Annotated in this window: 23 protein-coding genes; 8 read left to right on the top strand and 15 right to left on the bottom strand. The window is 63.5% G+C overall.

Annotation, left to right across the window (positions count from 1 at the left end; genetic code table 11):
* Positions 1-237: 237 nt before the first annotated feature.
* Positions 238-1,824, top strand: coding sequence for an adenylate/guanylate cyclase domain-containing protein (locus BQ8794_RS06355; protein ID WP_143744475.1), 1,587 nt, complete (start codon positions 238-240; stop codon positions 1,822-1,824).
* A gap of 344 nt (positions 1,825-2,168) precedes the next feature.
* On the opposite strand, the gene BQ8794_RS06350 is transcribed toward BQ8794_RS06355, so the two are convergent.
* Positions 2,169-2,978 carry a transglutaminase-like domain-containing protein gene (locus tag BQ8794_RS06350; protein ID WP_077374506.1) on the bottom strand — a complete coding sequence of 270 codons (810 nt, stop codon included), beginning with the start codon at positions 2,976-2,978 and terminating at the stop codon, positions 2,169-2,171.
* Between the two features lie 210 nt (positions 2,979-3,188).
* Here BQ8794_RS06350 and BQ8794_RS36960 point away from each other — a divergent pair, with 210 nt between their 5' ends.
* Together BQ8794_RS36960 and sugE are read left to right on the top strand one after the other, a co-directional pair.
* A complete protein-coding gene (locus tag BQ8794_RS36960; RefSeq protein ID WP_023801558.1) occupies positions 3,189-3,314 on the top strand; it encodes a hypothetical protein in 126 nt (41 codons plus the stop codon).
* A 189-nt stretch (positions 3,315-3,503) separates the two neighbouring features.
* Positions 3,504-3,818 carry a quaternary ammonium compound efflux SMR transporter SugE gene (gene sugE, locus BQ8794_RS06340; protein WP_077374505.1) on the top strand — a complete coding sequence of 105 codons (315 nt, stop codon included), beginning with the start codon at positions 3,504-3,506 and terminating at the stop codon, positions 3,816-3,818.
* A gap of 87 nt (positions 3,819-3,905) precedes the next feature.
* On the opposite strand, the gene BQ8794_RS06335 is transcribed toward sugE, so the two are convergent.
* Positions 3,906-4,334 (bottom strand): DUF6481 family protein, encoded by a 429-nt coding sequence (locus tag BQ8794_RS06335; RefSeq protein ID WP_023801556.1) that lies wholly within the window; start codon positions 4,332-4,334, stop codon positions 3,906-3,908.
* Positions 4,335-4,579: 245 nt separating this feature from the next.
* On the opposite strand from BQ8794_RS06335, the gene BQ8794_RS06330 reads away from it, so the two are divergent.
* From BQ8794_RS06330 to BQ8794_RS06320, 3 genes are all read left to right on the top strand, one after another.
* Positions 4,580-5,641, top strand: a complete 1,062-nt coding sequence (locus BQ8794_RS06330; RefSeq protein WP_077375140.1) for an LLM class flavin-dependent oxidoreductase — start codon at positions 4,580-4,582, stop codon at positions 5,639-5,641.
* A gap of 201 nt (positions 5,642-5,842) precedes the next feature.
* Positions 5,843-7,006: an AI-2E family transporter gene (locus tag BQ8794_RS06325; protein WP_077374504.1), complete on the top strand. Its 1,164-nt coding sequence runs from the start codon at positions 5,843-5,845 to the stop codon at positions 7,004-7,006.
* Positions 7,007-7,162: 156 nt separating this feature from the next.
* Positions 7,163-8,164 carry an LLM class flavin-dependent oxidoreductase gene (locus BQ8794_RS06320; RefSeq protein WP_077374503.1) on the top strand — a complete coding sequence of 334 codons (1,002 nt, stop codon included), beginning with the start codon at positions 7,163-7,165 and terminating at the stop codon, positions 8,162-8,164.
* A gap of 401 nt (positions 8,165-8,565) precedes the next feature.
* Here BQ8794_RS06320 and BQ8794_RS06310 read toward each other — a convergent pair whose 3' ends face one another.
* The 6 genes from BQ8794_RS06310 to BQ8794_RS06285 form a co-directional block, all read right to left on the bottom strand.
* A complete protein-coding gene (locus BQ8794_RS06310) occupies positions 8,566-9,027 on the bottom strand; it encodes a MarR family winged helix-turn-helix transcriptional regulator (protein ID WP_077374502.1) in 462 nt (153 codons plus the stop codon).
* On the bottom strand, positions 9,024-9,608 hold the full coding sequence (locus BQ8794_RS06305; protein ID WP_077374501.1) for an amino acid synthesis family protein: 585 nt from the start codon (positions 9,606-9,608) through the stop codon (positions 9,024-9,026). Before BQ8794_RS06305 ends, BQ8794_RS06310 begins: the two co-directional genes overlap by 4 nt.
* Positions 9,601-10,482 carry a UPF0280 family protein gene (locus BQ8794_RS06300; RefSeq protein WP_077374500.1) on the bottom strand — a complete coding sequence of 294 codons (882 nt, stop codon included), beginning with the start codon at positions 10,480-10,482 and terminating at the stop codon, positions 9,601-9,603. The genes BQ8794_RS06305 and BQ8794_RS06300 overlap by 8 nt, the downstream gene beginning before the upstream one ends.
* A complete protein-coding gene (locus BQ8794_RS06295) occupies positions 10,482-12,023 on the bottom strand; it encodes a 6-hydroxynicotinate reductase (RefSeq protein WP_077374499.1) in 1,542 nt (513 codons plus the stop codon). Before BQ8794_RS06295 ends, BQ8794_RS06300 begins: the two co-directional genes overlap by 1 nt.
* A complete protein-coding gene (locus BQ8794_RS06290) occupies positions 12,020-14,929 on the bottom strand; it encodes a molybdopterin-dependent oxidoreductase (protein WP_244554878.1) in 2,910 nt (969 codons plus the stop codon). Before BQ8794_RS06290 ends, BQ8794_RS06295 begins: the two co-directional genes overlap by 4 nt.
* A gap of 80 nt (positions 14,930-15,009) precedes the next feature.
* Positions 15,010-15,873, bottom strand: coding sequence for an FAD binding domain-containing protein (locus BQ8794_RS06285; protein WP_077374497.1), 864 nt, complete (start codon positions 15,871-15,873; stop codon positions 15,010-15,012).
* 312 nt (positions 15,874-16,185) lie between these two features.
* Between BQ8794_RS06285 and pncA the strand changes: the two genes are divergently transcribed.
* Positions 16,186-16,785, top strand: coding sequence for a bifunctional nicotinamidase/pyrazinamidase (gene pncA, locus BQ8794_RS06280; RefSeq protein ID WP_077374496.1), 600 nt, complete (start codon positions 16,186-16,188; stop codon positions 16,783-16,785).
* 42 nt (positions 16,786-16,827) lie between these two features.
* On the top strand, positions 16,828-18,255 hold the full coding sequence (locus BQ8794_RS06275; protein WP_077374495.1) for a sodium:proton antiporter: 1,428 nt from the start codon (positions 16,828-16,830) through the stop codon (positions 18,253-18,255).
* On the opposite strand, the gene BQ8794_RS06270 is transcribed toward BQ8794_RS06275, so the two are convergent.
* From BQ8794_RS06270 to pncB, 7 genes are all read right to left on the bottom strand, one after another.
* On the bottom strand, positions 18,256-18,975 hold the full coding sequence (locus tag BQ8794_RS06270; RefSeq protein WP_077374494.1) for an ABC transporter ATP-binding protein: 720 nt from the start codon (positions 18,973-18,975) through the stop codon (positions 18,256-18,258). It abuts the gene before it with no gap.
* Positions 18,972-19,697 carry an ABC transporter ATP-binding protein gene (locus BQ8794_RS06265; RefSeq protein ID WP_077375137.1) on the bottom strand — a complete coding sequence of 242 codons (726 nt, stop codon included), beginning with the start codon at positions 19,695-19,697 and terminating at the stop codon, positions 18,972-18,974. The genes BQ8794_RS06270 and BQ8794_RS06265 overlap by 4 nt, the downstream gene beginning before the upstream one ends.
* Positions 19,694-20,656 (bottom strand): branched-chain amino acid ABC transporter permease, encoded by a 963-nt coding sequence (locus tag BQ8794_RS06260; protein WP_077374493.1) that lies wholly within the window; start codon positions 20,654-20,656, stop codon positions 19,694-19,696. The genes BQ8794_RS06265 and BQ8794_RS06260 overlap by 4 nt, the downstream gene beginning before the upstream one ends.
* Positions 20,653-21,534 (bottom strand): branched-chain amino acid ABC transporter permease, encoded by an 882-nt coding sequence (locus BQ8794_RS06255; protein WP_077374492.1) that lies wholly within the window; start codon positions 21,532-21,534, stop codon positions 20,653-20,655. Before BQ8794_RS06255 ends, BQ8794_RS06260 begins: the two co-directional genes overlap by 4 nt.
* Positions 21,535-21,767: 233 nt before the next feature.
* Positions 21,768-23,072, bottom strand: coding sequence for an ABC transporter substrate-binding protein (locus BQ8794_RS06245; RefSeq protein WP_077374491.1), 1,305 nt, complete (start codon positions 23,070-23,072; stop codon positions 21,768-21,770).
* Positions 23,073-23,239: 167 nt separating this feature from the next.
* On the bottom strand, positions 23,240-24,718 hold the full coding sequence (locus tag BQ8794_RS06240) for a hypothetical protein (protein ID WP_077374490.1): 1,479 nt from the start codon (positions 24,716-24,718) through the stop codon (positions 23,240-23,242).
* A gap of 170 nt (positions 24,719-24,888) precedes the next feature.
* Positions 24,889-26,193 carry a nicotinate phosphoribosyltransferase gene (gene pncB, locus BQ8794_RS06235; protein WP_077374489.1) on the bottom strand — a complete coding sequence of 435 codons (1,305 nt, stop codon included), beginning with the start codon at positions 26,191-26,193 and terminating at the stop codon, positions 24,889-24,891.
* Between the last annotated feature and the right edge of the window lie 113 nt (positions 26,194-26,306).

The raw sequence follows: 26,306 nt of genomic DNA, 5'->3' as shown, positions 1-26,306 counted from the left end.
GTTATCGCGGAGCGCATTCCGGGCCACAACCGACTTCGCTACTCCCCTTCACTGATTCACTGCCCGTCTAGCGCCAGAATGCGAAATCCGCTGTGAGGGTGGGCGCTTGGCAACAACCGCTCAAGATCGGTGCGTCGTTGCAGGGCTGACGTGTTTTCATCGAACCAAGACTGACGCTAGTACCCTGCCGGGAATGAGCTATAATTCAGATACTAATGACTGCCGGGCGTTTGCACCATGGCTGGACTGGGTGAACAGATTGCGCGTCAGCAGCGCACCATGGGACCGCTCCTGATGGCGGCAGTGGTCATCGGCCTTATAGGTCTGCCCGTCGCAGCCTGGCTCGATCTCCGAGAGCTATCGGAACGGATGCTGCGCACGCAAGCCAGCGAAATCAGCCGGATCATCGACGAAATGCGCGGATTCTACGGCAGCGAAGTCGTGGGACGCGTGCTGCAAGCAGACGACGCCGTGACCGCGACGCATAACTACCGGGATGTGCCAGGCGCAATCCCTATTCCAGCAACCCTCTCGATCGAACTCGGCAAGCGCATCAGCGCTCACGACGGGTCCGTCAAATATCGGTTTGTCTCGGATCTACCTTTCAAAGGTCGCGACCCCCACCAGCTCGATACATTCGAGCGGAATGCAATCTTTGCTTTGCGCGCCAACCCGAGGGAGCCGATCATCGAAGTCTCGGGTTCGCTGTTTGACCGGCACGTCCGCGCCGCGGCCCCGGTTGTGATGGGACAAGTCTGCGTGACCTGCCATAACTCACACCCGGACAGCCCCAAGACGGACTGGAAAGTCGGGGATGTCCGAGGGATCCAGGAGATATCAGTCAATCAGCCCATCGCTGCGAACGTCCTCGCTTTCAAATATCTGCTCCTATATTTCGGCTTCGCGGCGGCGGCGGGCCTGACGTTCATTCTCCTGCAGCGTCGGCAGTCCGCCTTGGTTCAGGGCATCAATAAAGAGCTTTCCGAGGCAAACGACTTCCTGGCCGCGATTTCATTGAAGATCGCCAAATACCTCTCGCCTCAAATTTACAAAAGCATCTTCAGCGGCCAGAAGGACGTCACCATCGCGACCGAGCGCAAGAAGCTCACGATCTTTTTCTCCGACGTCAAGGATTTCACCGCGATCGTGGAACGGCTCCAGCCCGAGGACCTGACGGTTCTCCTCAACGAGTACTTCACCGAGATGTCGACGATCGCGCTCAAACACGGCGCCACCGTCGACAAGTTCATCGGCGACGCGCTTCTCGTGTTCTTCGGAGACCCGGAGACGCAAGGCATCGAGGAAGACGCGAGAGCCTGCTTGCGCATGGCTGTCGACATGCAGCGTCGGCTGGAGCAGTTGAACAGGGTGTGGCGTGACCGCGGAGTTGAACGGCCCTTCCGAGCTCGCATGGGCATCAACACGGGCTATTGCAATGTTGGGAACTTCGGTTCCGATGATCGGATGGACTACACGATCATCGGAGCCGAAGCAAACTTGGCGGCCCGTCTGCAGTCGATTGCCGAGCCCGGCGGCATCTGCCTCAGCTATGAGACTTACGCGCTCGTCCGCGACCTTGTCCGGGCGCGTCCGTTAGCACCGATTGCCATGAAGGGGATCAGCCGGGAGGTTGTCCCCTACGAAGTCGAGGGCCTCCTGGGTGAACTGGCCCAGCGCCCTCAGGTCATCAGCGAGCACGCGACTGGCCTCGACTTGTTCCTCGATGTTGAGGCAATCGACGAGAACGGGGTCGAGCGGGCAAAGAAACGGCTTTCGGAGGCGCTCTTGGCCTTAACCATCCGAAGCAAGCCCGCCGCTTTTTAGGTTCTTGAACGTCTGACCGCATTTTCGACTTTAGCAAGTGCCACTACAGTGCAAGCTAATCTAAGTAGGCCGCCACTAGAAACTGTCCCACTTGTCAGGGCACTTCTATGCGTCATCTCGTCGAGTGCTGCTTCTCCAAACTCAAGCAGTTCCGCCGGGTCGCAACCCGCCCGCAATTACCGCGCGTTGTCACTCTCGCGGCTATGGTCTTGTGGTTTGGTTCCGGTAACTGTCCACACGGCCTAGAGCGTTGATCGTTTCACGGAAACGCCGAACCGCTCTACCTTTTTGTTTTTTGCGCAATTCCGGACGGAAAACCGTTTCACACTTTTCCTGGAATTGCTCTAGTCGATGATCTCATCAGTCCAGACCTTGAAACCGGCCAGCGTGCCCGGCCCGAAAATATGGGTCAGCGGCACATCGGCTGCGTCGCGGCCGGAGGCGATCAGGATGCGGCCGATGCGCGGCGCATTGTTGCGCGGATCGAAGGCATGCCAGCGACCGCCGAGATAGACCTCCATCCAGGCGGCGAAGTCCATGTCCGACCACGGTTTCGGCAAGCCGATGTCGCTGATGTAGCCGGTGCAATAGCGCGTCGGGATGTTCAAGGCGCGGCAGAAGGCGACGGCGAGATGGGCAAAGTCGCGGCAGACGCCGCTTTGCTCACGATAGGCCTCTGCTGCCGTGCGCGTCGGCCGCGCGTTGCCGTAGTTGAAGATGATGTGGTTGTGGACGAAATCGCAGACCGCCTGCACGCGTGGAATCCCGAGCGGTGAGTGGCCGAACAGCCGCCACGCCTCGTTCGCCAGCACGTCGCTCTCGCAATAGCGGCTCGGCAGCAGGAACAGCAGCGTGTCGGACGGCAGGTCGCGCACCTCGTGCTGCCACGCCATCAGATCACCCATCTCGAAGCTTCCGGAATCGCGGATCACCGCGTCCGTGCCGACGGTAAAGCGTCCGGGCGGGGCGACAAGACGATTGCACCAATTGCCGAAACTGTCGCGGTAGCTCTCGATCGGCACCGGTGGGTTCGAAGTCAGGAAATCCGGCCGCTCGAGATCGGACGCGCGGGAATAGTGAACGTTGAGCATCGCGATCAGCGGCGTTTCCTGCGGAAAGTCGAAGCTCATCTCGCAGCCGATGTGGATTCGCATTGTCGTCCTGACCGGCCTGCCGGATCATTACCCGGCGAAGGCACGGGTTTGTGCTGCAGTGCAAAAAGATTATCGCACGGACCAGCGCGGTTTACGAGCGAATTAGAAACGGTTGACAGCCAACGGCTGGCGCCGGCGCCAGATTATGCCTCTTGCGGTCGGGCGTTTCTCTTGGTTCATTTCGCTTGCCAAAATTGGAGGAAACGAATCATGGCTAAAGGTGCGATGAAGGCGGGCAAAGAAGCTCGCAAACCGAAGAAGGACGCGAAGAAACCTGCCGCTGCCCCGACCCTGAAAGCGCCGCCCGTCAAGGCGACCAAACTCAAGGACAAGTAAGCCTCGGCGTTTCGGCGCAAAGTCATGACCGACTGCATTTCAGGACCATCGACATGCAGCGATTGGTCCTGAAGTGCCGTCGGCGCTGCTGTTGATTGGGCACCCGAAATTTCTAATTCAATGCGGCGAATACGACTTTGCGCTTTCCGAAAAAGACCGGGACGACCCGCAATCCAATGGAGCGTTCCGATGTCGTGGATTCTTCTCTTCTTCGCTGGCCTGTTCGAGATCGGCTGGGCGATCGGCCTCAAATACACTGACGGCTTTTCGAAGCCGCTTCCGACCGTCCTGACGGTTGCCTCGATGGCCGTCAGTCTCGCCTTGCTCGGACTGGCGCTGAAGACGCTGCCGGTCGGCACGGCTTACGCGGTGTGGACCGGCATCGGCACCGTCGGCACGGCGCTGCTTGGCATCTGGCTGCTCGGTGAGCCTGCGACCGCGATCAGGCTGGCCTGCATCGCACTCATCTTCTGCGGCATCACGGGATTGAAACTCGCGACCTAGTTTTGCAGCAAGGCAGCAGCACAAACGCCTTCAGGGCCGCTGCAAGGCGGCCCTGAATTTGATTCGTGAAATCGCGCTGTAGGAGCGCTAGCGAGCGGAAAAGCCCGGAGGCGTCCTGCCGGTGCGCTGCTTGCGCGCCGCATAGCGCGCGTCGCGCTTGGCTTTGCGCTCGGCCTCGTCGGCAAGCAAACGAGCGATGCGCTCGTTCTCTTCGGCTTCCCGGATCTTCGCTTCCGCCTGCGCCGCTTCTTCCGCAGCGATACGCGCCGCTTCGGCAGCAGCTTCGCGCTCGGCCTTTTCGGCCGCTTCGCGCGCCAGCTTTTCCTGCTTCAGCCTGGCCTTTTCGGCCTCGCGTATCGCACGGGCTTCGAGGATCGCCTTGCGCTCGGCCTGTCGTGCCAGCACCGCTGGATCGTCCGCTGCCGGCTTTGCCTTGAAGCGCTCGAGAAGCGCCTTCTTTGCCTCGTTTGCGGCATTGCGCCGCTCGAAAACGTCTTTTTCCCTATAGATAGCCAAGTCCACTTCCCTGGAGTCAATTTGCGAGGCTTACATACGCGTGAAAACCCAGAGTTCAAGCGCCAAAACGGTATGCCAGCCATGAAATTCTGAGCTGTTGCAGTCGGGAGACGCCTTTTCGGCTGAATTCGGCTGAAACGGACATGCACTGTTCACCATCCGACCCTCTGGCGGCGCGGCGGACTGGTCGCTACCTGTAGCGCGAAAAACAAAACACCAGAACAAAAGCACCAGGATGACAGATGATGGAACTCGGTCTCTACACCTTCGCCGACGTCAGCCCGGAACCAGGCCCAGGCGCCATCGGTGCGCATGAGCGGCTGCGCAACCTGATCGAAGAGATCGAGCTGGCCGAACAGGTCGGCCTCGACGTGTTTGGCTTGGGCGAGCATCACCGTCCCGATTATGCGGCTTCAGCGCCGGTCGTGGCCCTGGCCGCGGCGGCCGAACGCACCCGGCGCATAAAGCTGACCAGCGCGGTCACCGTGCTATCCTCCGACGATCCGGTTCGTGTCTTCCAGCAGTTTGCGACACTCGACCTTCTATCCAGCGGCCGGGCCGAGATCATGGCCGGGCGCGGCTCGTTCATCGAATCCTTTCCGCTGTTCGGCTACAATCTCGAAGACTATGACGAGCTCTTTGCCGAAAAGCTCGATCTGCTGCTTGCCGTCCGCGATCATGTCAAAGTGACCTGGTCGGGCAGGCTGCGCGCTCCGATCAATGATCGCGGCGTCTATCCCCGCCCGTTCCAGGACAGATTGCCGATCTGGATCGCGATTGGCGGCACGCCGCAATCCGCCGCGCGGGCCGGCGCGCTCGGCCTGCCGCTGGCGCTGGCCATCATCGGCGGCGAGCCGGCGCGGTTCTCGCCGCTGTTCGATATTTACAGGGAGGCGGCCAAACGGGCCGGCAACGATCCGGCTGATCTGGCCACCAGCCTCAACGTGCACGGCTTCATTGCCGAGACCACCGACCAGGCGGCCAATGATTTTTATGGGCCGCAGGCCGAGGTGATGAACCGCATCGGCCGCGAGCGCGGCTGGGGTCCGACGTCGAGAGCACATTTCGACCAGTCGCGCGGCCCGAACGGCGCGCTGTTCGTCGGCAACCCAGAACAGGTGGCCGAAAAGATCGTTGCCCAGCACAGGATATTCGGCAACGACCGCTTCCTGCTGCAAATGGCGATCGGCACCATGGCGCACGCCAAAATCATGAAGGCGATCGAACTCTACGGCACCAAGGTGGCACCGATCGTGCGCAAGGAAACGGCGAAGGCTACCCCTGCCGTGGCAGCGCCGGCCGCCTGATTCGCCGGCAAGGTCGTAGGGCTAAGGTCATCGTTAGCGCCGGCTAACGCATCGGCCGCAAATCGGAATCGATTTTCGGGCCGATGGTAGATTCAAAGCGTTAGAGCGTACTTTGAGCGTCGAAGTGGACGCGTCGCTCCAACGGAACCTTGAAGCCGCAAAGGCGTTTCCGCCAACAGCGTACACCCGCCGAGGGCCAGAATGAAAGCCGAACCCGCCGTTTCGGGCGCTGCCGAGAGCCCGGATCCGCGCGTCGAGGCGCGTGCGGACGTGCGTCTGATCCGTTCGGTGCTCCTTGGCATCTTCATCCTCATGGCGATCTACGCGCTCTACTTCGCCCGTGCCTTCTTCATGCCGGTCATACTGGCTTTCCTGCTGGCGCTGACGCTGACGCCGATCGTCCGCTTCCTGCGCAAGCACGGCATGCCCGATGTGATGTCGGCGACACTGCTGGTGCTGCTGTCGTTCTGCGTCATCGCCGTCGCAGGGTATCTGCTCAGCGGCCCGGTCATCGACCTCATCAACAACACCGCGTCGATCGGCCAGCAGCTTGCGGAACGTCTGGCGCAACTGCGCCGTCCGTTCGAAAGGATCGTGGAGATTTTGCGCCAGATAGAGGGACTGACGCAGACGTCCCAGGAGCCTGGCGTTCAAAGGGTGGCCATGGCGCCATCGGGCATCCTCTCGCAAGCCGCCGGCAATGTGCTGTCGGCGGGCACCAGCATCACCATCGTCTTCGTCCTGTCGCTGTTCCTGCTCGCCTCCGGCACGATGTTCTATGAGAAGATTGTCCAGTCCTTCCCCAGTCTCAGCGAAAAGAAGCGGGCACTGCGCGTCGTCTATGATGTCGAACGTGAAATCTCGCACTATCTGCTTACCGTCGCCGTCATCAATACATGCCTGGGCGTGGTCATCGGACTCGGCCTGTGGGCCCTCGGCGTGCCCAACGCGCAGGTCTGGGGCGCAGCAGCGGCTCTGCTTAATTTCCTGCCCTATATCGGTGCGCTGATTACGATCACGCTGGTCACCGTCATCGCACTGATCAGCTTCGAGACGATCTCCTATGCGCTGCTGGCGCCAGCCTTCGTCATTTTGTGCGATGTCATCGAAGGCCAGTTCGTGACACCGACGGTGGTTGGCCGCCGCCTCGAGATCAATGCAGTGGCAATCCTCATTGCAATTGCCTTCTGGTCCTGGCTGTGGGGTTTCGTCGGCGCGCTGATCGCGGTGCCGCTGCTGGTCGTCATCAAGGTGTTCTGCGATCATTTCGACGGCCTCAGCCATGTCGGCAATTTCCTGGCAGCGCAGCATACGGCGGTTGAGGACGAAGAGATTTCCGACACCGAGAAAGCGGCGGGCGCGTGATTTGAGAACCGGGACAAGTTCCGGAAAGGGGTCCCTCGGATTCAAAATGCCAGGGCGTCCTTGCGCTGCCTGGAGGCGCGGTGTCGGTTCAATTTTTTGAATTTGCGGCCGTGGCGGTCGCTTCCTACATCCCTCCGGTCCACAGGATCCCCGCCTATGACCACTCTTTCCGTTCTCGACCTGTCGCCGATCGTCGAAGGCAGCAACGCTTCGCAATCGCTCGCCAATTCGCTCGATCTCGCCCGCCATGCCGAGCGGCTGGGCTACAGGCGCTATTGGCTGGCCGAGCATCACAACATGCCGGGCATCGCCAGCGCCGCCACCTCCGTCGTCATTGCCCACGTCGCCGGCGGCACCACGACGATACGCGTCGGAGCCGGCGGCATCATGCTGCCCAACCATTCGCCGCTGGTCATCGCCGAGCAGTTCGGCACACTCAACGCATTGCATCCAGGCCGCATCGACCTCGGCCTCGGCCGGGCGCCTGGCACCGACATGGGCACGGCGCGCGCGCTGCGCCGCAACCTTGAGGCCGGCGCCGACAGTTTTCCGCAGGATGTCGTCGAATTGATGAGCTATTTCCAGCCGGCCGAAGACGGTCAGCGTATCCGCGCCGTGCCCGGCGAGGGCGAGCAGGTGCCGATCTGGATTTTGGGCTCGAGCCTCTATGGCGCGCAGCTCGCTGCCATGCTCGGCCTGCCCTACGCCTTCGCGTCGCATTTCGCACCGGCCGAACTCGACCACGCACTGGAGATCTACCGCTCGCGCTTCCAGCCGTCGAAACAGCTCGACAAGCCCTATGTGATGCTCGGCCTCAACGTGTTCGCTGCACCCTCCGACGCCGAGGCGCGGCTGTTGTTCACCTCGCTGCAACAGGCCTTCGTCAATCTGCGCACCGGCCGGCCCGGCCGCTTGCCGCCGCCGGTCGACGGATATGAGCGCAACCTCGACGCGATGGCCAAAACCATGCTCGGCCAAGCGCTGTCCTGCGCCGTCGTCGGCGCCCCGGAAACGGTCAGGCAAGGCATCGCGGCGTTCGTGCGGCGCACCGGCGCCGACGAGCTGATGGTCACCGCGCAGATTTTCGACCACGCAGCGCGGGTGCGATCCTTCGAGATCCTGGCCGACGTCCACAAATCGCTGTCGGAAGCGGCCTGACTTTTTTGCGAGACTGCGAAGGCGTGTTACGCGCTGACGCTTTGTGCGATCGCCCCCAGCGACGCGCCCAGTGGCCGGCATGAATTGCGGATCATCAGGCGCATGGCCTTTGAGGCACCGGAGACGGTGGCATGAGGGGCATAGCGTAGCGCTGCCCCTCATCCGCCTGCCGGCACCTTCTCCCCGTATAGTGACGGGGAGAAGGGACTGGCCGCGGCGCCGGCAACCTTTTTGCAACGCTGGTGATTGGCGAAACCGTCGATGACAGCATCTTTCTCCCCGTCACTATACGGGGAGAAATGCCCGGCAGGGCAATGAGGGGCAGCGCAGGCCGAACAAGTTCACTCGGCTAAGTATCCGAAAATGCGGACTCTTACGGCCTAGGGTAACCAAGGCCGCGCTCACGCCAGCTTGGCCAAAAGCCTCATGAAAATCGCCGCCTCCCTGGCCGAAAGCGGCGCCAGCGTTTCCTGCGTGATGTCGCGGGCGATCGGGATCAGCCGCTCGACGGCATTGCGGCCTTCAGCGGTCAGATTGACCAGCAGGCGCCTTTTGTCGACCTCATGCTTGGAAAGCTCGACCAGGCCGCGCGCCTTGAGCCGGTCGATGACACCTTTCACCGTCGCCGCGTCCATGGCGATCAGGCTGCCAAGCTGGTTCTGCGAGGTCTCGCCGACATCGTGCAATTTGGCCAGGGCTGCGAATTGCGGCGGCGTCAGGTCGGCGATGTGTGCGGCGAAGATCGAGACATGGCGCTGGTGCGCCTTGCGCAGGATGAAGCCGACCTGCTCCTGCAGGCGGTAATCGTGCTCGTCCGGCTCCTCGGCCTCGACCAGCTTGAGCTTGACGTCTTCGGCGCTCACCGCAGTCCGTCCCACGCCTTGATGTCCTTTGCCGCGAGGCCGCCCATGCGGTCGTGCACGCGCGGGCCGCAGGTCATGGCGAGGCAGAACAGGATCTCGTCGGGACGAGGCCCGTCGCTGATGCCGACCTCGATGGCATCGAAATGACTGCGCACATAGGCGGCGTTGATATGGCCGAGCGGCACGTCGAGCCGCGAGCCGAAGGCGCCGACCTTCTTTGCCGATGGCACGATCGCCTTGGCGTCGCCGAGCCGCTCGCGCATGGCATAGCCGCCAGGCACATGCCACAGCGCGCCATGCTCCAGTTCGCCGGCGATGCCGACGATGGCGCCCTTGCCGTAGCCGTCGATCTGTTTCACGTCGCCACCCAATGCGGCGATGAGCTTGTCCGAGAGCAGCAGCCCGAGCGGCTTCAGATCGTCCATGGCGCTCTGGAGGTCTTCCACGTAACGGCCGGCGAATGGGTTGTTGACCACCGCCATGGCCGCGGCGCGGCGGCGCGGCACCTTCGCCACCGGCCCGCCCTCATGAAATATCTCCTCGGTCAGCACGGCAATCTTGCGGATCGCAAACTCAGGCATGGGCAATTTCCTTCCTTGATTTCTCGTTGGGCGCAACGAGCGCCATGGGGCCGGCGATCCGTGCCTGACCGGCAAGGAACAAGGCTGAAGCGGCAATCAGGCCATGTCGCCGAAAATCTTCGGCGACGGCGATCCCACGGTCGAGCGCGGCGGCTATTTCCCTGGAGGAAAGCGCACCGACGGCTTGGGTGACCAGGCGATCGCCAAGGTCGCTGTCCGGCGCCAGATCGCGCGCCGGCACGCGCTCGATGGCGCCATGACCGGGCAGGTCGACGGCGTTGGCGATCAGGGTCGCAGCGGCATCGGCTTCAGCACCGGTCCGCGCCAGCACGGTGACTGCGTCGGCGATGCCGAGCGAATAGGAACGGCCGCGCCAGCCGCTGGTCGCGACGCCGCGGATTCCGTCTTCGGCACGGATCGTGATCCGGTCTGCCAGTCCATGGCCCGTCCCGGCAATGGCAAGCGTCATGGACCGGCCGTTGCCGAGATGGATCGCGCTGTCACCACCATTGTTGACATAGGCGCGATCGAGCCGGCGGCCGGCCAGCAGCGCACCAAGCATTTCGTCGGCTACCGAACCGGCGACCGCAGCCATCGGGGTGAGGAATTGTTTCGCCAGCGGAACAACCGCCGCTTCCATGCGACGCGCCGTCGAGCCAGGAAAAGCACGGGGCCGTGACGAGGCCGGGCGGCGCAGCTCTGGCAGTTCGTCGACGAGCTCCGACAGGATTGTTTGAAACCGCGCCACCGCCTGGCCATAGGCGGCGCGGCATTCGTCCGCTTCGCCGAATGCCTCGATGATCAGGTCGATCGGGCCATGATTGAGATGCAGTCGCCTGCCGTCCTCAAGCCAATGTGCCTGCGGGCCGTTCATCACTTGGCTCCGTTGCCCGCTGCGCGCCGCAACTGCGCCAGCGGCGGCCACGGATTGCTGGCCGGCGCAGCCGTGCCGCGGCGCGGGTTGAGATACTCGCCGCCCTTGGCCAAAATGTCGTCAACGCTGCGGATTTCGGCTTCGTAGCCGCCGAGCCTGATATAGTCGTCGCGGCGCAGGGTGAACTCGATCGGCGCCACCAGCGCCGGCGTCGGCACATAGCCGAAGGCGTCTTGCGGCACGCGGGTGACGTCGACCATCAGCGTGATGCCGCCGCCCGGCCAGACATAGACCGGCGCGCCGCCGACCGTCACATAAGTCGTCAGGCCCTGCACCGAGCGGGTCAGATTGACCGGGTTCTCGGTGACGCCGGCGCGCAGCGAGCCGCCGGCGCCGCCGACGAACAGCACGGTGCACAGCGCCGGCTCGCAATTGTCCTCGATCAGGCCGACGGATTTCTGCAGCCGCTCGGGGAACGGTTTCTGCACCGGCTTCAACGCGTCGTCGAGCTCGTAATAGGCGAACTGCTCGCCGGTGGTCGAGACCATCAGCAGCGACAGGCCGGGACGCGCGCCCTTCTTCGCATTCCACTCACCAAGGATCGACAGCGGGTCGGAAATACTGGTGCCGCCCCAGCCGAGCCCGGGCTCCGACACCTTGAAATAGCGGCCCGGCGTCGAACGGCGGCCGACGATTTTTATCCCGGTGTCCTGCCAGCCGAGCACCTTGCCTGCCTGATGCTCGGAGACGACGCCGGTGATGTGGTCGTCGACCACCACCACCTCGTCGACCAGGCCGCGCCATTGGGTGGCGAACATGCCGATGGTGGCCGAGCCGCAGCCGACGCGCATCCGCTGCTCGAGCTTGCCGTCGATGACCGGCGGCTTGCCGGCTTCGACGATGACCACAGCGCCGCCGTCGATCGTGAGCTCGACCGGCTTGCGGTTGCATAGATTGAGCAGCGCATCGCAGGTGGCGCGGCCTTCGGTCTTGGAGCCGCCGGTCAGATGATGCACGCCACCCAGCGACAGCATCTGCGAGCCATATTCGCCTGTCGTGACATGGCCGATCGCCTCGCCTCCGGCGCGCACCGTCGCCGTTTCGGGGCCGATATGACGGTCGGTATCGATCTTCACCTTGACGCCGCAGTAGGAGAAGATGCCCTCGGTGACGACGGTGACGAGATCGACGCCTTCGACCTCCTGGCTGACGATGAAAGGCGCCGGCTTGTAGTCGGGATAGGTGGTGCCGGCGCCGATCGCGGTAACGAAGCGGCGGCCGGTGTTGACCAGTTCGCCGTCCCATTCTTCGCCCTCGGCGACAAACGGCACGACCGCGCCGCCGGCCTCGGTCGCGTGGTCGAGGATGGTCAGCGGATCCATCCGCACGATCCTGCCGCCGACATTGCCGTAGCGATCACAGGCGCCGGTGCGGCCATCTGCTATGTAGCACATGACCGGGCAGGCATCGCAGCGGATCTTTTCCGCCACCTGCTTCTCGCCGGGATCATGCGTCTCGAAGCGTTCGGCAAGCTCACTCATCGGCGTGCCTCCTTGTCGCGTATCGCGGCGCGGATGCGGCTCGGCGTCGCCGGAATTTTGCAGACCAGGACACCGGTGGCATGGCGGATGGCATTGAGAATCGCCGGTGCCGTCGGGATCAGCACATGCTCGCCCAGCCCCTTGGCGCCAAAGGGTCCTTCCGGATCCGGAACTTCGATCAGGATGGTCTCGATCGGCGGCACGTCGCCGATCGTCGGGATCAGGTAATCGTGCAGATTCTCGGTGCGGCCGGGGATGTATTCCTCCATCAGCGCCATGCCGATGCCTTGCGCGATGCCGCCCTCGATCTGGCCTTCGGCGAGCAGCGGATTGATCGCCTTGCCGACATCATGCGCGGCGGTGATCTTGACCAGCTTGACCGTGCCGAGCTTGAGGTCGACCTCCAGTTCGGCGATCTGCGCGCCGTAGCCATAGACGGCATAAGGCTTGCCTTGGCCCTTGGCGTCGAGCGGCAGCGTCGGCGGGTCATAGCTTTCCTCGGCGCGAAAGACCAAGCCATCGGCATCGGCCTTCAGCGTGGACAAATCGATATGCCGTGTCGCTTCGCCCTCGCGGATGGCCAGGCTTGCGCCCTCGAGAGCGATCGCCGCTTTTTCCGAAACATTGGCGAAGCGCAGCATCGTATCGCGCAAGGCGCGGCCGGCTTTTTCGGCGGCCTTGCCGGTCACGAAGGTCTGGCGCGAGGCTGACGTCTTGCCGGCGTCCGGCGTGATCGCCGTGTCGGCGCTTTTCAGGCGGAATTTTTCCAGCGGCAGGCCGAGCGCGTCGGCGCAGATCTGGGCAATGACCGTGTTCGAACCTTGCCCGATATCGACCGCACCCTGATGCAGGACGACATCGCCTTCAGCCGAGATGCCGACCCTGATGGTCGACGGATTGGGCAGCGAGGTGTTGCCGCACCCATACCAGCAGGAGGCGACGCCGACGCCGCGTTTCCTGCTGTCATTGGCACTGTTGAATGTATCGGCATCGATGAGCGCACGCATCCAATGCGGCCGCAGCGCTTCGAGGCACTCGGCGATGCCGACGCCCGATTCCAGCCTCTGGCCGGTGACCGTTTCGGATCCGTTTCGAAGGCAGTTTTTCAAGCGAAAATCGAGCCGGTCGAGATCGAGCCTCTCGGCCAGCTCGTCATAAAGCGTTTCCTGCATGATCGTCGCCTGCGGCACGCCGAAACCGCGGAAGGCGCCGGAGATCGGCCCATTCGTGTGGATGGCGCGGCCCTCGGCCCGATAATTCGGCGTCGCATAGGGACCGGAGGCATGCACCGGCACGCGGTTGGCGACGGTCGGTCCCCAGCTCGCATAGGCGCCGGTATTGAAATCGCCGGCGAAGATCATGCCGGTGACGCGGCCGTCGGCATCGGCGCCGATCGTCGCCTTCATTTCGGCGGGATGACGCTTGGTGGTCGAGATCATCGATTCATGACGGGTATAGGCGAGCGCTGCCGGCCGCCCGGTCTTCATCGCGACCAGGCCGATCAGCGGCTGCAACGAAACGTCGAGCTTGGAGCCGAAGCCGCCGCCGGTGGCGGTCGGCACGATACGCACCTTGTCGACGGCAAGGCCAAGCACTTTTGCCACGTCGTCGCGGTCCATGTAGGGCGCCTGCGTGCAGGCGACGACGACGAGCGTGTCGCCGTCCATATAGGCACAGCCGGCCTCAGGCTCGATATAGGCGTGCTCGACATAGGACGTGTCGATGGCGCCCGAAACGATGAAGGCAGCGCCGGCAAGGGCGGCTTCGGGGTCACCGCGCTCGACAAAGCCTGATGTGAGCAGGTTTGCCGGCCGGTTCTCGTGGATCAGTTCTGCGCCGCCGGCCTGCGCCTCGCAAGGCTGCAGGAGGTGCGGCAACTCGATCCAACGAACAGGAAAATCCGCAAGGTCGAGATCGAGGATGGCCTCGCGCTCGCCGGCAACCAGCGCCACCGCCTCGCCGCGGAAGCGCGAAAAATTTTCCGCCAGCGCCGGCTGGTCGGCAAAAGGCGCGATGACGCCGAAGCAGTTCTTTCCCGGAACGTCGGCAGCGGTGAAGACGCCGACGATGCCGGGATGGACTTTCACCCAGGCGTCGAGATCGCCGAAGGCAAAGCGGGCGTGATAATGCGGCGAGCGGACCACCAGCACCGCCAGCGCTTCGGCCGGAAAGGAATCGCCGCCGAATTTTTCGCCGCCAGTGACTTTCGGCAGGCCGTCAAGCCTGATCGGAGAGGAACCGACGGCGTGGCCTGAGATTGGCATTCTGCGGTCGAGGTCCAGCCGCTGCAGCTGGTGCTGGCCGTCGCCCTTACCCTCTCGCCGTGAAAGACGGGGAGAAGGGGTCGCCGGCGCTGAAACTTGTCCCTTCTCCCCGTCACTATACGGGGAGAAGGTGCCGGCAGGCGGATGAGGGGCAGCGCCGTCCGTCGAAGCGCTCGCGAACCGTCCAGCATCCATCACCGCAGCGACGATCTTGCGATAGCCGGTGCAGCGGCAGAGGACGCCGCCCAGGGCATCCTGGGTTTCGGCCTCGGTTGGATTGGGGTTGCTGTCCAGAAGCGCTGTCGCCGCGATGAGCAGGCCGGGTGTGCAGATGCCGCATTGCGCCGCGCCATGGACGAGGAACGAGGCCTGCAGCGCCGACAATCTGCCGTTGGCGAGACCCTCGACCGTGGTCACCACGGTGCCAGCGGCAGAAGCCGCAGACATCAGGCAGGCGCAGACGGGTTCGCCGTCGACAAGCACCGTGCAGGCGCCGCAGTCGCCGGCGTCGCAGCCGACCTTGGTGCCGGTCAGGCGCAACTCGTCGCGCAGCACCGAAGAGAGACGGCGAACCGGCGGCACGCAGACAGAAACGGCGGCGCCGTTGACCTCAAAGGCGATGTCGGCGCGCTCCATGCTCATGCCAGGCTGAGCTCCGCTCATGCCAGGCTGAGCTCCGCTCATGCCAGGCTGAACTTTGGTCATGCCAGGCTGAGCTTTGCTCATGCGGCCACCGCCTTGTCATCCGACGCGTGACCCGCGGCACCGAGTACGGCACGTGCGACGATCTCGCGCGCGGCGTCCAGCCGGTATTCGGCGCTGCCGCGCACGTCGTCGATCGGCGAAAGCTCGTCCATCGATGCGGACTGGATCGCAGCGACGAGAGCGCCGTTGACCGGGAGGCCGCGCAAAGCTGCTTCGACACTTGCAAGACGCCTGGCAACCGCCGAACAGGAGCCGACGGCGACGGCGGCGTTGCTGACGATGCCATCCTCAATGGTCAAGCGAGCCGCCGCCATGGCTATGGAAATGACGAGATAGCGGCGCGCGCCGAGTTTTTCGAAAGCCGACGTGCCGGTGGCTGCGTTTTTCGACACGCGGATGGCGGTGACCATTTCGCCCGGCTGCAGTTCCGTGCGGCGGTTCCCCAGGATGAATTTTTCCAGCGGCAGATGGCGGACCATCGCCACCGAGCGCAGCTCGACCTCGGCGTCGAGGACGAGCAGCGCCGGCACGCCGTCGGCCGCCGGGGAGGCGTTGCAGAGATTGCCGGCGACAGAGGCGACGTTCTGGATCTGGACGGAGCCGACTTCCAGCGCCGCCTGCTTCAGCGCGTCGAAAGCCGCCGGCAGCGGATAACGGACAAGATCGGTCCAGGTCGTGCGCGCGCCAATGAGCCAATGGCTGTCGGTCTCAGCAATACCGCGCAGCGTCGCCAGACCGTTGATGTCGAGGACGTTTTCGCGAAAAGGCTTGGCTCCTTGCGTCGGATAAAAATCGGTGCCGCCGGCAAGGATGCTCCACGAAGCCTCGCCAAGCAAAGTGAGCGCCTCGTCTATGGTGGTGGGTTTCGCGTAACGGATCACGCTTTGCCTTCCCAGAAAAATGGGCCTCCTCGAGAGGGGCTTCCCGAAGGAACCTGCCGGCGTCCGAGCCGGTCAAATTCATTCGTATGCAAATGATATCAAGCCGGCAGGAATTGTCAAAGCCAGAGTTTCGCGCCGGCGCCCGTATCGCCGCGACGGCACGCATTTGTTATGCCGTTGGAGGTTGACGCAGCCGGCCATCTGGTCAAGTTTCTGCATCCGTTGCGTCAGCGGCATTTTCGGCGGGTTCGAACACCGGATTCCACGTTTCGGCAGACTTCATGCCTCCGGGACAAACAAGAGGGAGGCTCCATGGCCGACGAAGCGCTTGTCATCATCGACCTGCAGAACGATTTCTGTCCGGGCGGCGCGCTGGCGGTGGCCGGCGGCGACGAGATCGTGCCACTGGTCAACGACCTGGTCCGGCGGACCGAACATGTCGTGCTGACGCAGGACTGGCATCCCGCCGGCCATTCGAGCTTTGCCTCCAATCATTCCGGCAAGCAGCCGTTCGAAACGATCGAGATGCCCTATGGCCCGCAGACGCTGTGGCCCGACCACTGCATCCAGGGCAGCCTGGGTTCGGATTTCCATTCCGGCCTTGCCTGGACCAGGGCCGAACTGGTGATCCGCAAGGGTTTCCGCCCGGAGATCGACAGCTATTCGGCTTTCTTCGAGAACGACCATGCGACGCCGACTGGCCTTGCCGGCTATCTCAAGGAGCGCGGCATCGACACGCTGACCCTGGTCGGCCTGGCGACCGATTACTGCGTCGCCTTCTCGGCGCTCGACGCGGTCAAGCACGGCTTTCAAACGACAGTGCGGCTCGACGCCTGCCGCGGCATCGATCTCAATGGCTCACTCGAGACGATGCTGAACCGAATGCGCGATGCCGGCGTGACGCTGGCTTGAACATCACCAAACGCATTCGACAACAATTCCAGAGGGGGCATTATGCGGTTTGCGGCGGCTTTGACGGCAGGCGCTGTGGTGGCAGTCGCAACCCTGTTTCCGGGAATGGCGCTTGCAGCCGCCCACGAACTGCCGGGCGAAACAATGTCGCTGTGGTGGGCGCTGCCCTTTGCCGGCCTGCTTCTGTCGATCGCCACCGGGCCATTGCTCTTCCACCATGTCTGGGAGCATCACTACGGCAAGATCACCTTGTTCTGGGCGGCGCTTGCGGTTGTGCCGCTGGCGCTGGCGTTCGGCACGGGTTCGGCCGCAGAGGCGGTGCTGCATGCGCTGCTCACCGAATACATGTCGTTCATCATTCTTCTGTTTGCGCTGTTCACCATTTCGGGCGGCATCCTCGTCGCCGGCAACATCCACGGAACGCCGCTGGTGAATGCCGGGCTGCTGCTGATCGGGGCGATGCTCGCCTCGGTCATCGGCACGACCGGCGCCTCGATGATCCTGATCCGGCCGATCCTGCGCGCCAACGACAACCGGCCGTTCAACGCCCATGTCGTCATCTTCTTCATTTTCCTGGTGTCCAACATCGGCGGCTCGCTGACGCCGCTCGGCGATCCGCCGCTGTTCGTCGGCTTCCTGCGCGGCGTCGATTTCTTCTGGACCACTGCCAATCTCTATCAGGTGACTCTGTTCGTCGGCGGCCTGGTGCTGGCCGTCTTCCTGGCCATGGACATCATCCTGCATCACCGCGAGGCCGGCGCGCCGAAGATCAAGGATCCGACACCGGACACGAAGGTGCGCATCCGAGGCCTGGCCAACCTCCCGCTGCTGGCCGGGGTGATCGGCGCGATCCTGCTTTCCGCGACCTGGAAACCGGGCGTGGCTTTCTCCGTCCAGGGCGTGAGCCTTGAATTGCAGAACCTCGTGCGCGACGCCATCATCCTGGCGCTCGCCTTCCTTTCCCTCGGCGTCTCGCCCAAGAGCCACAGGCAGGCGAACAACTTCCACTGGGAGCCGATATCAGAGGTGGCGAAACTGTTCGCCGGTATCTTCATCTGCATCGTGCCGGTCATCGCCATTCTCAGGGCCGGCCCCGATGGCGCGCTGGCGCCGCTGGTCTCGCTTGTTACTTCGCCAACGGGCGAGCCCAACGACCTCGCCTATTTCTGGATGACCGGAGCGCTGTCATCCTTCCTCGACAATGCGCCGACCTACCTGGTGTTCTTCGAGCTCGCCGGCGGCGATCCGCAGCATCTGATGGCCACCTTCGCCTCGACGCTGGCGGCGATCTCGGCCGGCGCGGTGTTCATGGGCGCCAACACCTATATCGGCAATGCGCCGAATTTTATGGTTTACGCCATTGCCAGGCATCGCGGCGTGACGATGCCGGGCTTCTTCGGCTACATGGCATGGTCGGGCGCGGTGCTGATCCCGATATTCCTGATCGCGGGTTTCCTGTTCTTTGGCTGATCAGCCGACGCCGACATAGCGGCGGACCGCCGACGGATCGGCGCGAAGCTCCTCGACATCGACAGTCTCGCGGTTGCGGCCGTTTTCGATGAACGAGACCCGGTCGGCGACGGACAGCACGGCATCGACGCGCTGCTCGACCAGGATCGTCGAGACGCCAAGGTCGCGCAGCTTCGCTACCGTCTCGCGAATTTTTGCGATCATCGACGGCATCAGCCCTTCGGTCGGCTCATCGAGCAGAAGCACCTGCGGTTCGAGGCACAGTGCCCGTGCCATGGCCAGCATCTGCTGCTCGCCGCCCGACAGTGTCCCGGAGCGCTGCCGGAGCCGCTGGCGCAGCAGCGGGAAAAGGTCGAGCACGTTTTCGCGCGTCGCCTTGCCCTTGCCGCGCGCCATCAGGCCGATCTCGATGTTTTCGGCCACCGTCATCTCGGCGAACAGCCGCCGGCCCTGCGGCACATAGGCGACGCCGGCCTTCGGCACGTCATGCGCCGGCAGGCCGGTCAATTCCCTGCCGTCGAGCCTGATCGAGCCGGCGCGTGAGGGAACGAGGCCCATGATCGCCTTCAGCGTCGTCGTCTTGCCGGCGCCGTTGCGGCCGAACAGGCAAAGCACCTCGCCCTTGTTCAGCACGAGGTCGAGGCCGTAGAGCACCTGGACCTCGCCATAGAAGCAGTCGAGCCCGGAGATGGTCAGAGCTTCAGCCCGTGTTTCAGTCATGGGGTCGTCCCCAGATAGGCGTCCTGCACCTCGGCATTGGCGCGGACCTGCTCGGGCGTGCCTTCGGCCAGGATCTTGCCGGCGTTGAAGACGGTGATGCGGTCGGCAAGCTGCATGACCACCGGCATGTTGTGTTCGATCAGAAGTACCGTGGCGCCTTTGGCGATCTCGCGCACCAGCCCGATGAAATCGTCGATCTCGCTGTCGGCCAGCCCCTGCGTCGGCTCGTCGAGGATCAGCAGGCGCGGTTTCAGCGCCAGCCCCATCGCCACTTCGAGCAGGCGCTGATGGCCATAGGACAATTGCCCGGCCGGCATGTGGGCGCGGTCGGCAAGGCCGGTGCGCTCAAGCGCAACCATGACGCCGGCATGCACGGCACCTTTCGAGCGGCCGTCGGTCAGCGTGCGCTGCACCGGCAGCGCGACGTTGTCGTAGGCGGTGAGATTGGCAAAGACGCTGGTGATCTGGAAGGTGTAGGCGATGCCAAGGCGGACCCTGGCGTAGGCCGGCAGGTTGGTAATGTCGGCGCCGTCGAAGACGATCATGCCCGACGACGGCTGGATGCGGCCGCTGACCAGGCTGACGAAGGTGGTCTTGCCGGCGCCATTGGGGCCGATGACGGCGCGGATCTCGCCCGGCATGAGGGCGAAATCGACACCGTCGACGGCGCGCAGGCCGCCGAAATTGCGGGACAGGCCCTTGGTCGTCAGCAGCGGCATCATGGCAGCCATCCGAGCCAGCGCTGGCGGATGGTGCCGAGAATGCCCTTGGGGAAGAACAGCACCAGCAGGATGAGGGCGATGCCGACGATCAGCAGATAGGCCGAGGTATAGCCGCTGGTGATGTCGACGACATAGTACATGAACAGCGTGCCGATCAGCGGACCGAGCGTGGTCGCAGCACCGCCGAGCAGCACCCAGAGCAGCGGCAGGATGGAGTATTGCACCGAGGCGAAGGTCGAGCCGACATAACCGAACAGCAGCGCGTAGGCGGCGCCCGAAGCCGCGCAGATGGTGCCGGAGACGACGACCGCGGCAAGCTTGTTGGAAAACGTGTCGTAGCCGAGCATCTTGGTCCGCTCCTCGTTTTCGCGGATGGCGACCAGCACACGGCCATACTTGGAGCGGGCGACGGCGAGCGTCACCAGCAGCACGATCGAGAACAGGACCAGCGCGCTCATGTAGCGCACGGTCGGATTGGTGAGGCCAAGCGAGGTGTCGCCCAAAACAAGCACACGCGCCGACTGCGGCACCACCAGGCCCTGATCGCCGCCGGTCCAGGCCGCGAAATAGAGGATTATGAGATAGAACACCTGCGCGAACATCATGGTGACGATCATGAAGGCGACGCCGGAAGTGCGCAGCGCCAGCACGCCGATCACCAGCGCGAGAAGCGCGCCGCAGGCAAGGCCGGCGGCGAAGGCGGCCGGCACGCTCCAGCCGAGATGGATGACGGCAAGGCCGGCGCCATAGAGCCCAGCCGAAAAGAACATGGCGTGGCCGAGGCTGAGCAACCCAACATAGCCGAACAGCATGTTGTAGCCCATGGCGAAAACCGCCAGCACCATGATGCGGGCGAGCAGCCCGTGGTGATATTCCGGCAGGACGAAGCTCAGGGCGAACAGCAGGACGATGACGCCCAGATGCAACGCATAGGCCTTTGCCGGTGAAGCCTCCTTCATCGGGATGCGGTCCCGAACAGGCCTTGCGGCCGGAACACCAGCACCATGGCCACCAGCAGCGTGGCGATGATCTTGGCCAGCGTCGGCGAGAAGAACACCGAGATGATGCCGTCCGACAGGCCGATGAGCACGGCGGCGACGACGGTGCCGCGCAGCGAGCCGAGGCCGCCGATTATGACGACGATGAAGGACAGCAGCAGCGGGTCCTGCCCCATCAGATAGTGCGCCTGGCTGATCGGCACGATCAGCACCGCGGCCACCGCCGCCAGCATGGCGCCGAGCGCGAAGACACCGGCATAGACGCGGTCGACCGGAATGCCGAAGGCTTGCGCCGTCTCGCTGTCATATTGCGTGGCGCGCATGACGAGGCCGATTTTCGTACGCGTCAGCACGAACCAGGTCGCCACCAGCAGAAGCGCGGATGCGGCGATGATCGACAGCTTGTAGCCGGAGTAGCCGAACCACGGCAAAAGGATGCGGTAGCTGAAAGGCGGCTCCACCGGCCGTGCCTCCGGACCGTAGAAAGTCAGCGCCAGTTGCTGGATGATGTAGAGCATGCCGATGGTGGCGACGATGGTGGCTTCCGGATTGTAATTCAGCCGGCGCAGCACCAGCCGCTCGGAGACCAGCGCGATCAGGCCGACGATCAGCGGCGCCAGCACCAGGGCTGCCAGGAAGCCGAGCGCCGGATGGCCTGATATCGCCGTGGAGATTGCCCAGGCAAGCACGGCGCCGAGCATGAAGAACTCGCCATGGGCGACATTGACGACGCGCATGACGCCGAACACCAGCGACAGCCCAAGCGCCGTCAGCGCCAGCACGGCGGAGGTGACGAGGCCTTCGAGGGCGGCGAGGAGAAGATGAGGTCCGAAGTGCATCGGTCAAGCACCGGCGGATGCGCGAAGCACCCCCCTCTGGCCTGCCCTCTTTACCAAGACTTGGCATCTCCCCCGCAAGGGGGGAGATTGGATTTCACCTAACGTTTCGCCAATCGTCAACGCCGGCAGATAGCTGCCGCCGCAAAAGCCGCCGATCTCCCCCCTTGCGGGGGAGATGTCCGGCAGGACAGAGGGGGGTGCCTCGGCTCCCACGCTTACAGACAGAACCAAGCTCACAGCGGCTGCGTCGTGTAATCCCCTTCCGGCTCGTAGAGGCCGTCCTCGATCTTGGTCTTGTGGACGACGTTCAGCCGGCCGCCTTCGACCTTGGAGATGTTCTGGATGCCAAAACACTGGTGGATCTTGCCGTTGAAGGTCTTCGGCCCCTGCGGATGCTCGGGGCCTTCGGCGAACTCGGTCAAGGCCTCGGTCGCCTCGACCAGCTTGGCGCGGTCTTCCGGACCCTTGTAGCCGGCATCCTCCATCGCCTTCTTGACGACATAGAGCGTTTCCCAGCAGCCGAACATGTGCGCGGCGGTGGAGACGTCCTTCGGATCGCCGACGGCGGCGCCATTGTCGTCGATGCCGACAGCGGCGCGATAGGCTTTCTGCGCGGCGGAATCATCGGGTTGCGCATAACGCGGCGAGCCTTCCCAGAAATGGCTGCCGTCGAGGAATTCGAGGCCGGGGCTGTTGATGTCGGTGGCTTCGAGCGAATCGATGAAGCCGAACAGCTGCGGCCGGCTGGAGCCGTAGAACTCGCCGAGTTCCTTGACGAAGGTGAGCACCGCCGGCCCGACCATGACGTGGTAGATCACCTCGGTTTCGGCCGGGATCTGCGGGAAATATTTGGTGAAGGACGATTCCGTCGGCGGGATGGCTATCTGGGCAATGACCTCGGCGCCCTGCGCTTTCAGCGCCGGCGGCAGGTAGTCGCGATGATCGTAGCCGAAGGCGAAATCGGGGAAGATCTGCGTCACCTTCTTGCCGGCATTCGCCGCGATCCACGGCGCCATCGCCTGGATTTGGCTCTTCACGTCGGTGATGCCGGGCTGGAAGACGTAGCGGTTCAATTTGGTCGAGGCGACGTGGTGGCCTTCGCTGACGACAAAATAGGGCATCTTGGCCTCGCCGGCGGCGGGCGCCGAGCCGATGACGACATGCGAAAACAGCGTGCCGTAGACGATGTCGGTCTTGTGCTGGGTGGCGAATTTGCCGACCACTTCGGCGCCTCGGCCGGGATCGGTGCCATCATCCTCGATGATCACCTCGACCGGCCGGCCGTTGATGCCGCCGGCTTCGTTGATCGCCTTGACCGCGGCGGCGGTTGTCCTCTCGTACCAGCGGCCATAGGCAGCGCCGATGCCGGTGCGGTGGGACTGGAAGCCGATTTTTATCGGCGCCGAGCTCTGCGCCTGGCTGTAGCGCACGAACCCGGGCGCGACGGCGAGGCCGGCGCCCGCGGCCAACCCCTTCAGCGCCGTGCGGCGGGTGAGACCGGTTTTGGAGAGATCGAAAAACCCATTCTTGTCAGTCACGGCAGTTCCCCTTGTTTTTTTGAGTTTTGACCAATGGCTGCAGCGAGGCGGGCCACTCTTGGTAAGAGCGCCGAAATTGCATGTGTACAAACTAAATCACCAAAGCCCTGATGTGGCAAGCGGGCTTTCCCCAAGGTTCAATCGACGCCATCGAGCTGGCGTTTGACTCATCCGGCCGCCGGCGTGGCAAGCAACCACAGGCCGAAGACCGTATAGGCGATCATCAGCAAGGTGAGCGGAAACTGGCTGAGTGCGGCGCCGGCGGGAACCGGATGCAATCGCCAGGCGAGGCCATGCGCGACGAGCACGGCGAGCATGTGGCCAATGATGATGACGCCGGCCTGAAAATTCCATAGCGACCATGCCGAGCCGGCGCCGGCAGCGACGCCGGCTTCGATCTGGATGCCGGCGGTGCCGAACAGGTTCCAGCCCAGCGCAAACGGGTCGGAAAGCGCAGCCAGCGCATATTGGCCGTCGACGAGCAGCGCCGTCAGATAATGCGCGACATGATAGGCGAGCGCGATCGGCACGATCGACCAGACCAGCAGCCCTGCGGCCTGACCGAGGGAATGCGGGCTGCCGGCAAGATGCTGGCCAAGGACAATGGCAAGGATGAACGCGGCCGCAAGCAAGACGAGCGTCAGCACGAGCCCGAAGGTGCCGATGCCGATCATCGCCGTGCGGCCTGGAAATTCCAGCGGATTGAGGCCGAACAGGCCGAGCCAGAAGAAGGTTTTCGACAGGCCGTCGAAGGACACCGACGACAGCGCCAGCAGCAGGAAAGCAATGCCGCTGAGCGACAGCGGCGCGGCATTGCTGAGCTTGGCGCCCGGCCAGCACAGACTGAGCCGGCCACCTTCATTGCGCCCGCCTTCATTGCGCCAAGCTTCATTACGCTTGCCTTCATTACGCTCAAGGAGGGCGAATCGCGCCACCATGGCGAGGAAGACGGTCAGGAACTCACCGCGCCGGCTCCAGTCGCGGTAGCCGAACACCAGCATTGCGGCAAAACTCAGCAGCCAATAAAGGCCGGCGGCCCAGGCGAGCCGCGCCGGGTCGTCGGGCGCCGGGTCGATCAACTCGAACCAGGCGAAGGCGAAGAACAGCGCGAAAGCCGGCCAGCAGCCGAGCCACGCAGGCGGTCGCCATGTCTTGCGATTGCCGAACAGGCGGGAAATGACACGCCAGGGCCCGTACCAGGGGTTGAGCCATGACCAGAGATTGCCGAACAGCCCCTGCAGCAGAACCAGGCCAACCCAGAGCAGCGTCCAGATCGCCAACGGCAGCGGGTTGGTGAGCGGATCGCGGCTGCCGAACAGGCCGGCCGCAATAAGAATTGCAAAGCCGGCAAAGGATATCAGGCTGACGGTTGCCCTTGCGCCGTCGCCGAATGCGAAGAGCGGCAGGCGCCGCCGCCAAAAGCGGGCAGGAAAGTCTGACGGCAGCAGCGCCAGGACAAGGAAACTGGCGGCGACCGCGAGCGCACCGCCGGCGACGTAGTAGCCGGTGGGCAAAAGCAGGACGTGGCCGCGATCGGAGGCATGGGCGAAGGCGGGGGTGGGCGATGCGAAACACAGGGCTGCAAGCAATAGAGCCAGCGAAAGACGACAGCGCTCTACGGCGCCCCCCTCTGTCCTGCCGGACATCTCCCCCACTTGGGGGGAGATCGGCAGTTCGCTCGATCGGCGCCTTGCATGCGACGTTGGAGATTGGCGAAGGTGTAGATGACGGCCAATCTCCCCCCTCGTGGGGGAGATATCCGGCAGGACAGAGGGGGGCGCGAAGGAACTCGAATTATCCAAGAGTTCCCTCACCCTCACACCTTCACTAACTGCTCCACGCGGTCTTTCTCGCCAAATATGCGCAAATAGCGCTCGATCTCTTTCTCGTCACCGGTGGCCTTGGCGGGATTATCGGAGAGCTTGACCGCCGGGCGGCCATTGGCCTCGGTGACCTTGCAGACCAGCGAGATGGCGTCGAGCCGGTTGGTGTTGGTCGGCGCGCAGCCTTCGAAATCATTGGTCAGGTTGGTGCCCCAGCCGAAGGACATGCGCACCTTGCCGCGGAAATGGCGGTAGGTTTCCTCGATGGTCTCGACCTCGAGCCCGTCGGAGAAGATGAGCAGCTTCTGCCTGGGGTCCTTGCCCTTTTCACGCCACCAGGAAAGGACCTTCTCACCGCCCTCGATCGGCGGCGCGCTGTCGGGACGGAAACCGGTCCAGTCGGCGATCCACTCCGGTGCATCACGCAGGAACGCCGCGGTGCCGAAGGTGTCCGGCAGCACGATCAGCAAATTGCCGCCATAGTAGCGCTGCCAGTCCTGCAGCACCTTGTAGGGCGACTGTTTCAATTCCTTTTCCGAATTGGCGAGCGCGGCGAACACCATCGGCAGTTCATGCGCGTTGGTGCCGAGCGCCTCGAGGTCGTTGTCCATGGCCAAAAGCACGTTGGAGGTGCCGGTGAACGCCTCGCCGATGCCTTCCTTCAGCGCTTCGACGCACCAGCGCTGCCACAGGAAGGAATGGCGGCGGCGGGTGCCGAAATCCGAAATGCGGATATCCGGCAGCGCTTTCAGCCGCTCGGTCTTGGCCCACATCTTGGCCTTGGCGCGAGCATAGAGCACGTCGAGCGCAAAGGGCCCGAACGCCCGCATGGCGGCGCGTGATCGAAGTTCATTGATAATTGCCAGCGCCGGGATCTCCCACAGCGTCGTGTACATCCACGGACCGCTGAACGTGAGCTCGTACTGGCCATCGCGCTTGGACAGCTCGTATTCCGGCAACTGGAAATTCTCGAGCCAGGCGAGGAATTCCGGTTCAAAAATCTGCTTGCGGCCATAGAAGGTATTGCCGCCAAGCCAGATCATCTCTTTCTTGGAGAAGCGCAAGGTGCGGGCATGGTCGAGCTGATCGCGCAGTTCCGCCTCGTCGATCTCCTCGGCAAGGCGAACCGAGGTGGTGCGGTTGATCAGCGAGAAGGTGGTGTCGATCTTGGGATACATGCCCCAGATCATCTGCAGCATCAGCAGCTTGTAGAAATCGGTGTCGAGCAGGCTGCGGACGATGGGATCGAGCTTCCAGGTGTGGTTGTAGACGCGCCGCGCTATATCGGTCTTGGTCATGTCTCGATGCCGCCTTCGCTGCTCGCCCTAGCTTTTTATTTGCGCAATTCCCTGCGGAAAGCGCTATGCGCTTTTCCTGGAATTGCTCCAAATGCCTCTTAGCATTGAATTTT

The sequence above is a fragment of the Mesorhizobium prunaredense genome (assembly GCF_900156895.1).
GTDB lineage: Bacteria > Pseudomonadota > Alphaproteobacteria > Rhizobiales > Rhizobiaceae > Mesorhizobium > Mesorhizobium prunaredense.
Note: the sequence above shows the minus strand (reverse complement) of the source record. Positions and strands in the feature narration are given on the sequence as shown.

Excerpts from the sequence above, each read along its gene's own strand:
- BQ8794_RS06325 (WP_077374504.1), top strand. The coding sequence starts at position 5,843 with ATGAAAGCCGAACCCGCCGTTTCGGGCGCTGCCGAGAGCCCGGATCCG.
- BQ8794_RS06300 (WP_077374500.1), bottom strand. The coding sequence starts at position 10,482 with ATGAACGGCCCGCAGGCACATTGGCTTGAGGACGGCAGGCGACTGCAT.
- BQ8794_RS06265 (WP_077375137.1), bottom strand. The coding sequence starts at position 19,697 with ATGATGCCGCTGCTGACGACCAAGGGCCTGTCCCGCAATTTCGGCGGC.
- pncA (WP_077374496.1), top strand. The coding sequence starts at position 16,186 with ATGGCCGACGAAGCGCTTGTCATCATCGACCTGCAGAACGATTTCTGT.
- BQ8794_RS06270 (WP_077374494.1), bottom strand. The coding sequence starts at position 18,975 with ATGACTGAAACACGGGCTGAAGCTCTGACCATCTCCGGGCTCGACTGC.
- BQ8794_RS36960 (WP_023801558.1), top strand. The coding sequence starts at position 3,189 with ATGGCTAAAGGTGCGATGAAGGCGGGCAAAGAAGCTCGCAAACCGAAG.
- BQ8794_RS06320 (WP_077374503.1), top strand. The coding sequence starts at position 7,163 with ATGACCACTCTTTCCGTTCTCGACCTGTCGCCGATCGTCGAAGGCAGC.
- BQ8794_RS06295 (WP_077374499.1), bottom strand. The coding sequence starts at position 12,023 with ATGAGTGAGCTTGCCGAACGCTTCGAGACGCATGATCCCGGCGAGAAG.
- sugE (WP_077374505.1), top strand. The coding sequence starts at position 3,504 with ATGTCGTGGATTCTTCTCTTCTTCGCTGGCCTGTTCGAGATCGGCTGG.
- BQ8794_RS06275 (WP_077374495.1), top strand. The coding sequence starts at position 16,828 with ATGCGGTTTGCGGCGGCTTTGACGGCAGGCGCTGTGGTGGCAGTCGCA.
- BQ8794_RS06260 (WP_077374493.1), bottom strand. The coding sequence starts at position 20,656 with ATGAAGGAGGCTTCACCGGCAAAGGCCTATGCGTTGCATCTGGGCGTC.
- BQ8794_RS06255 (WP_077374492.1), bottom strand. The coding sequence starts at position 21,534 with ATGCACTTCGGACCTCATCTTCTCCTCGCCGCCCTCGAAGGCCTCGTC.
- pncB (WP_077374489.1), bottom strand. The coding sequence starts at position 26,193 with ATGACCAAGACCGATATAGCGCGGCGCGTCTACAACCACACCTGGAAG.
- BQ8794_RS06305 (WP_077374501.1), bottom strand. The coding sequence starts at position 9,608 with ATGCCTGAGTTTGCGATCCGCAAGATTGCCGTGCTGACCGAGGAGATA.
- BQ8794_RS06240 (WP_077374490.1), bottom strand. The coding sequence starts at position 24,718 with ATGTCCGGCAGGACAGAGGGGGGCGCCGTAGAGCGCTGTCGTCTTTCG.
- BQ8794_RS06330 (WP_077375140.1), top strand. The coding sequence starts at position 4,580 with ATGGAACTCGGTCTCTACACCTTCGCCGACGTCAGCCCGGAACCAGGC.
- BQ8794_RS06290 (WP_244554878.1), bottom strand. The coding sequence starts at position 14,929 with ATGAGCATGGAGCGCGCCGACATCGCCTTTGAGGTCAACGGCGCCGCC.
- BQ8794_RS06355 (WP_143744475.1), top strand. The coding sequence starts at position 238 with ATGGCTGGACTGGGTGAACAGATTGCGCGTCAGCAGCGCACCATGGGA.
- BQ8794_RS06350 (WP_077374506.1), bottom strand. The coding sequence starts at position 2,978 with ATGCGAATCCACATCGGCTGCGAGATGAGCTTCGACTTTCCGCAGGAA.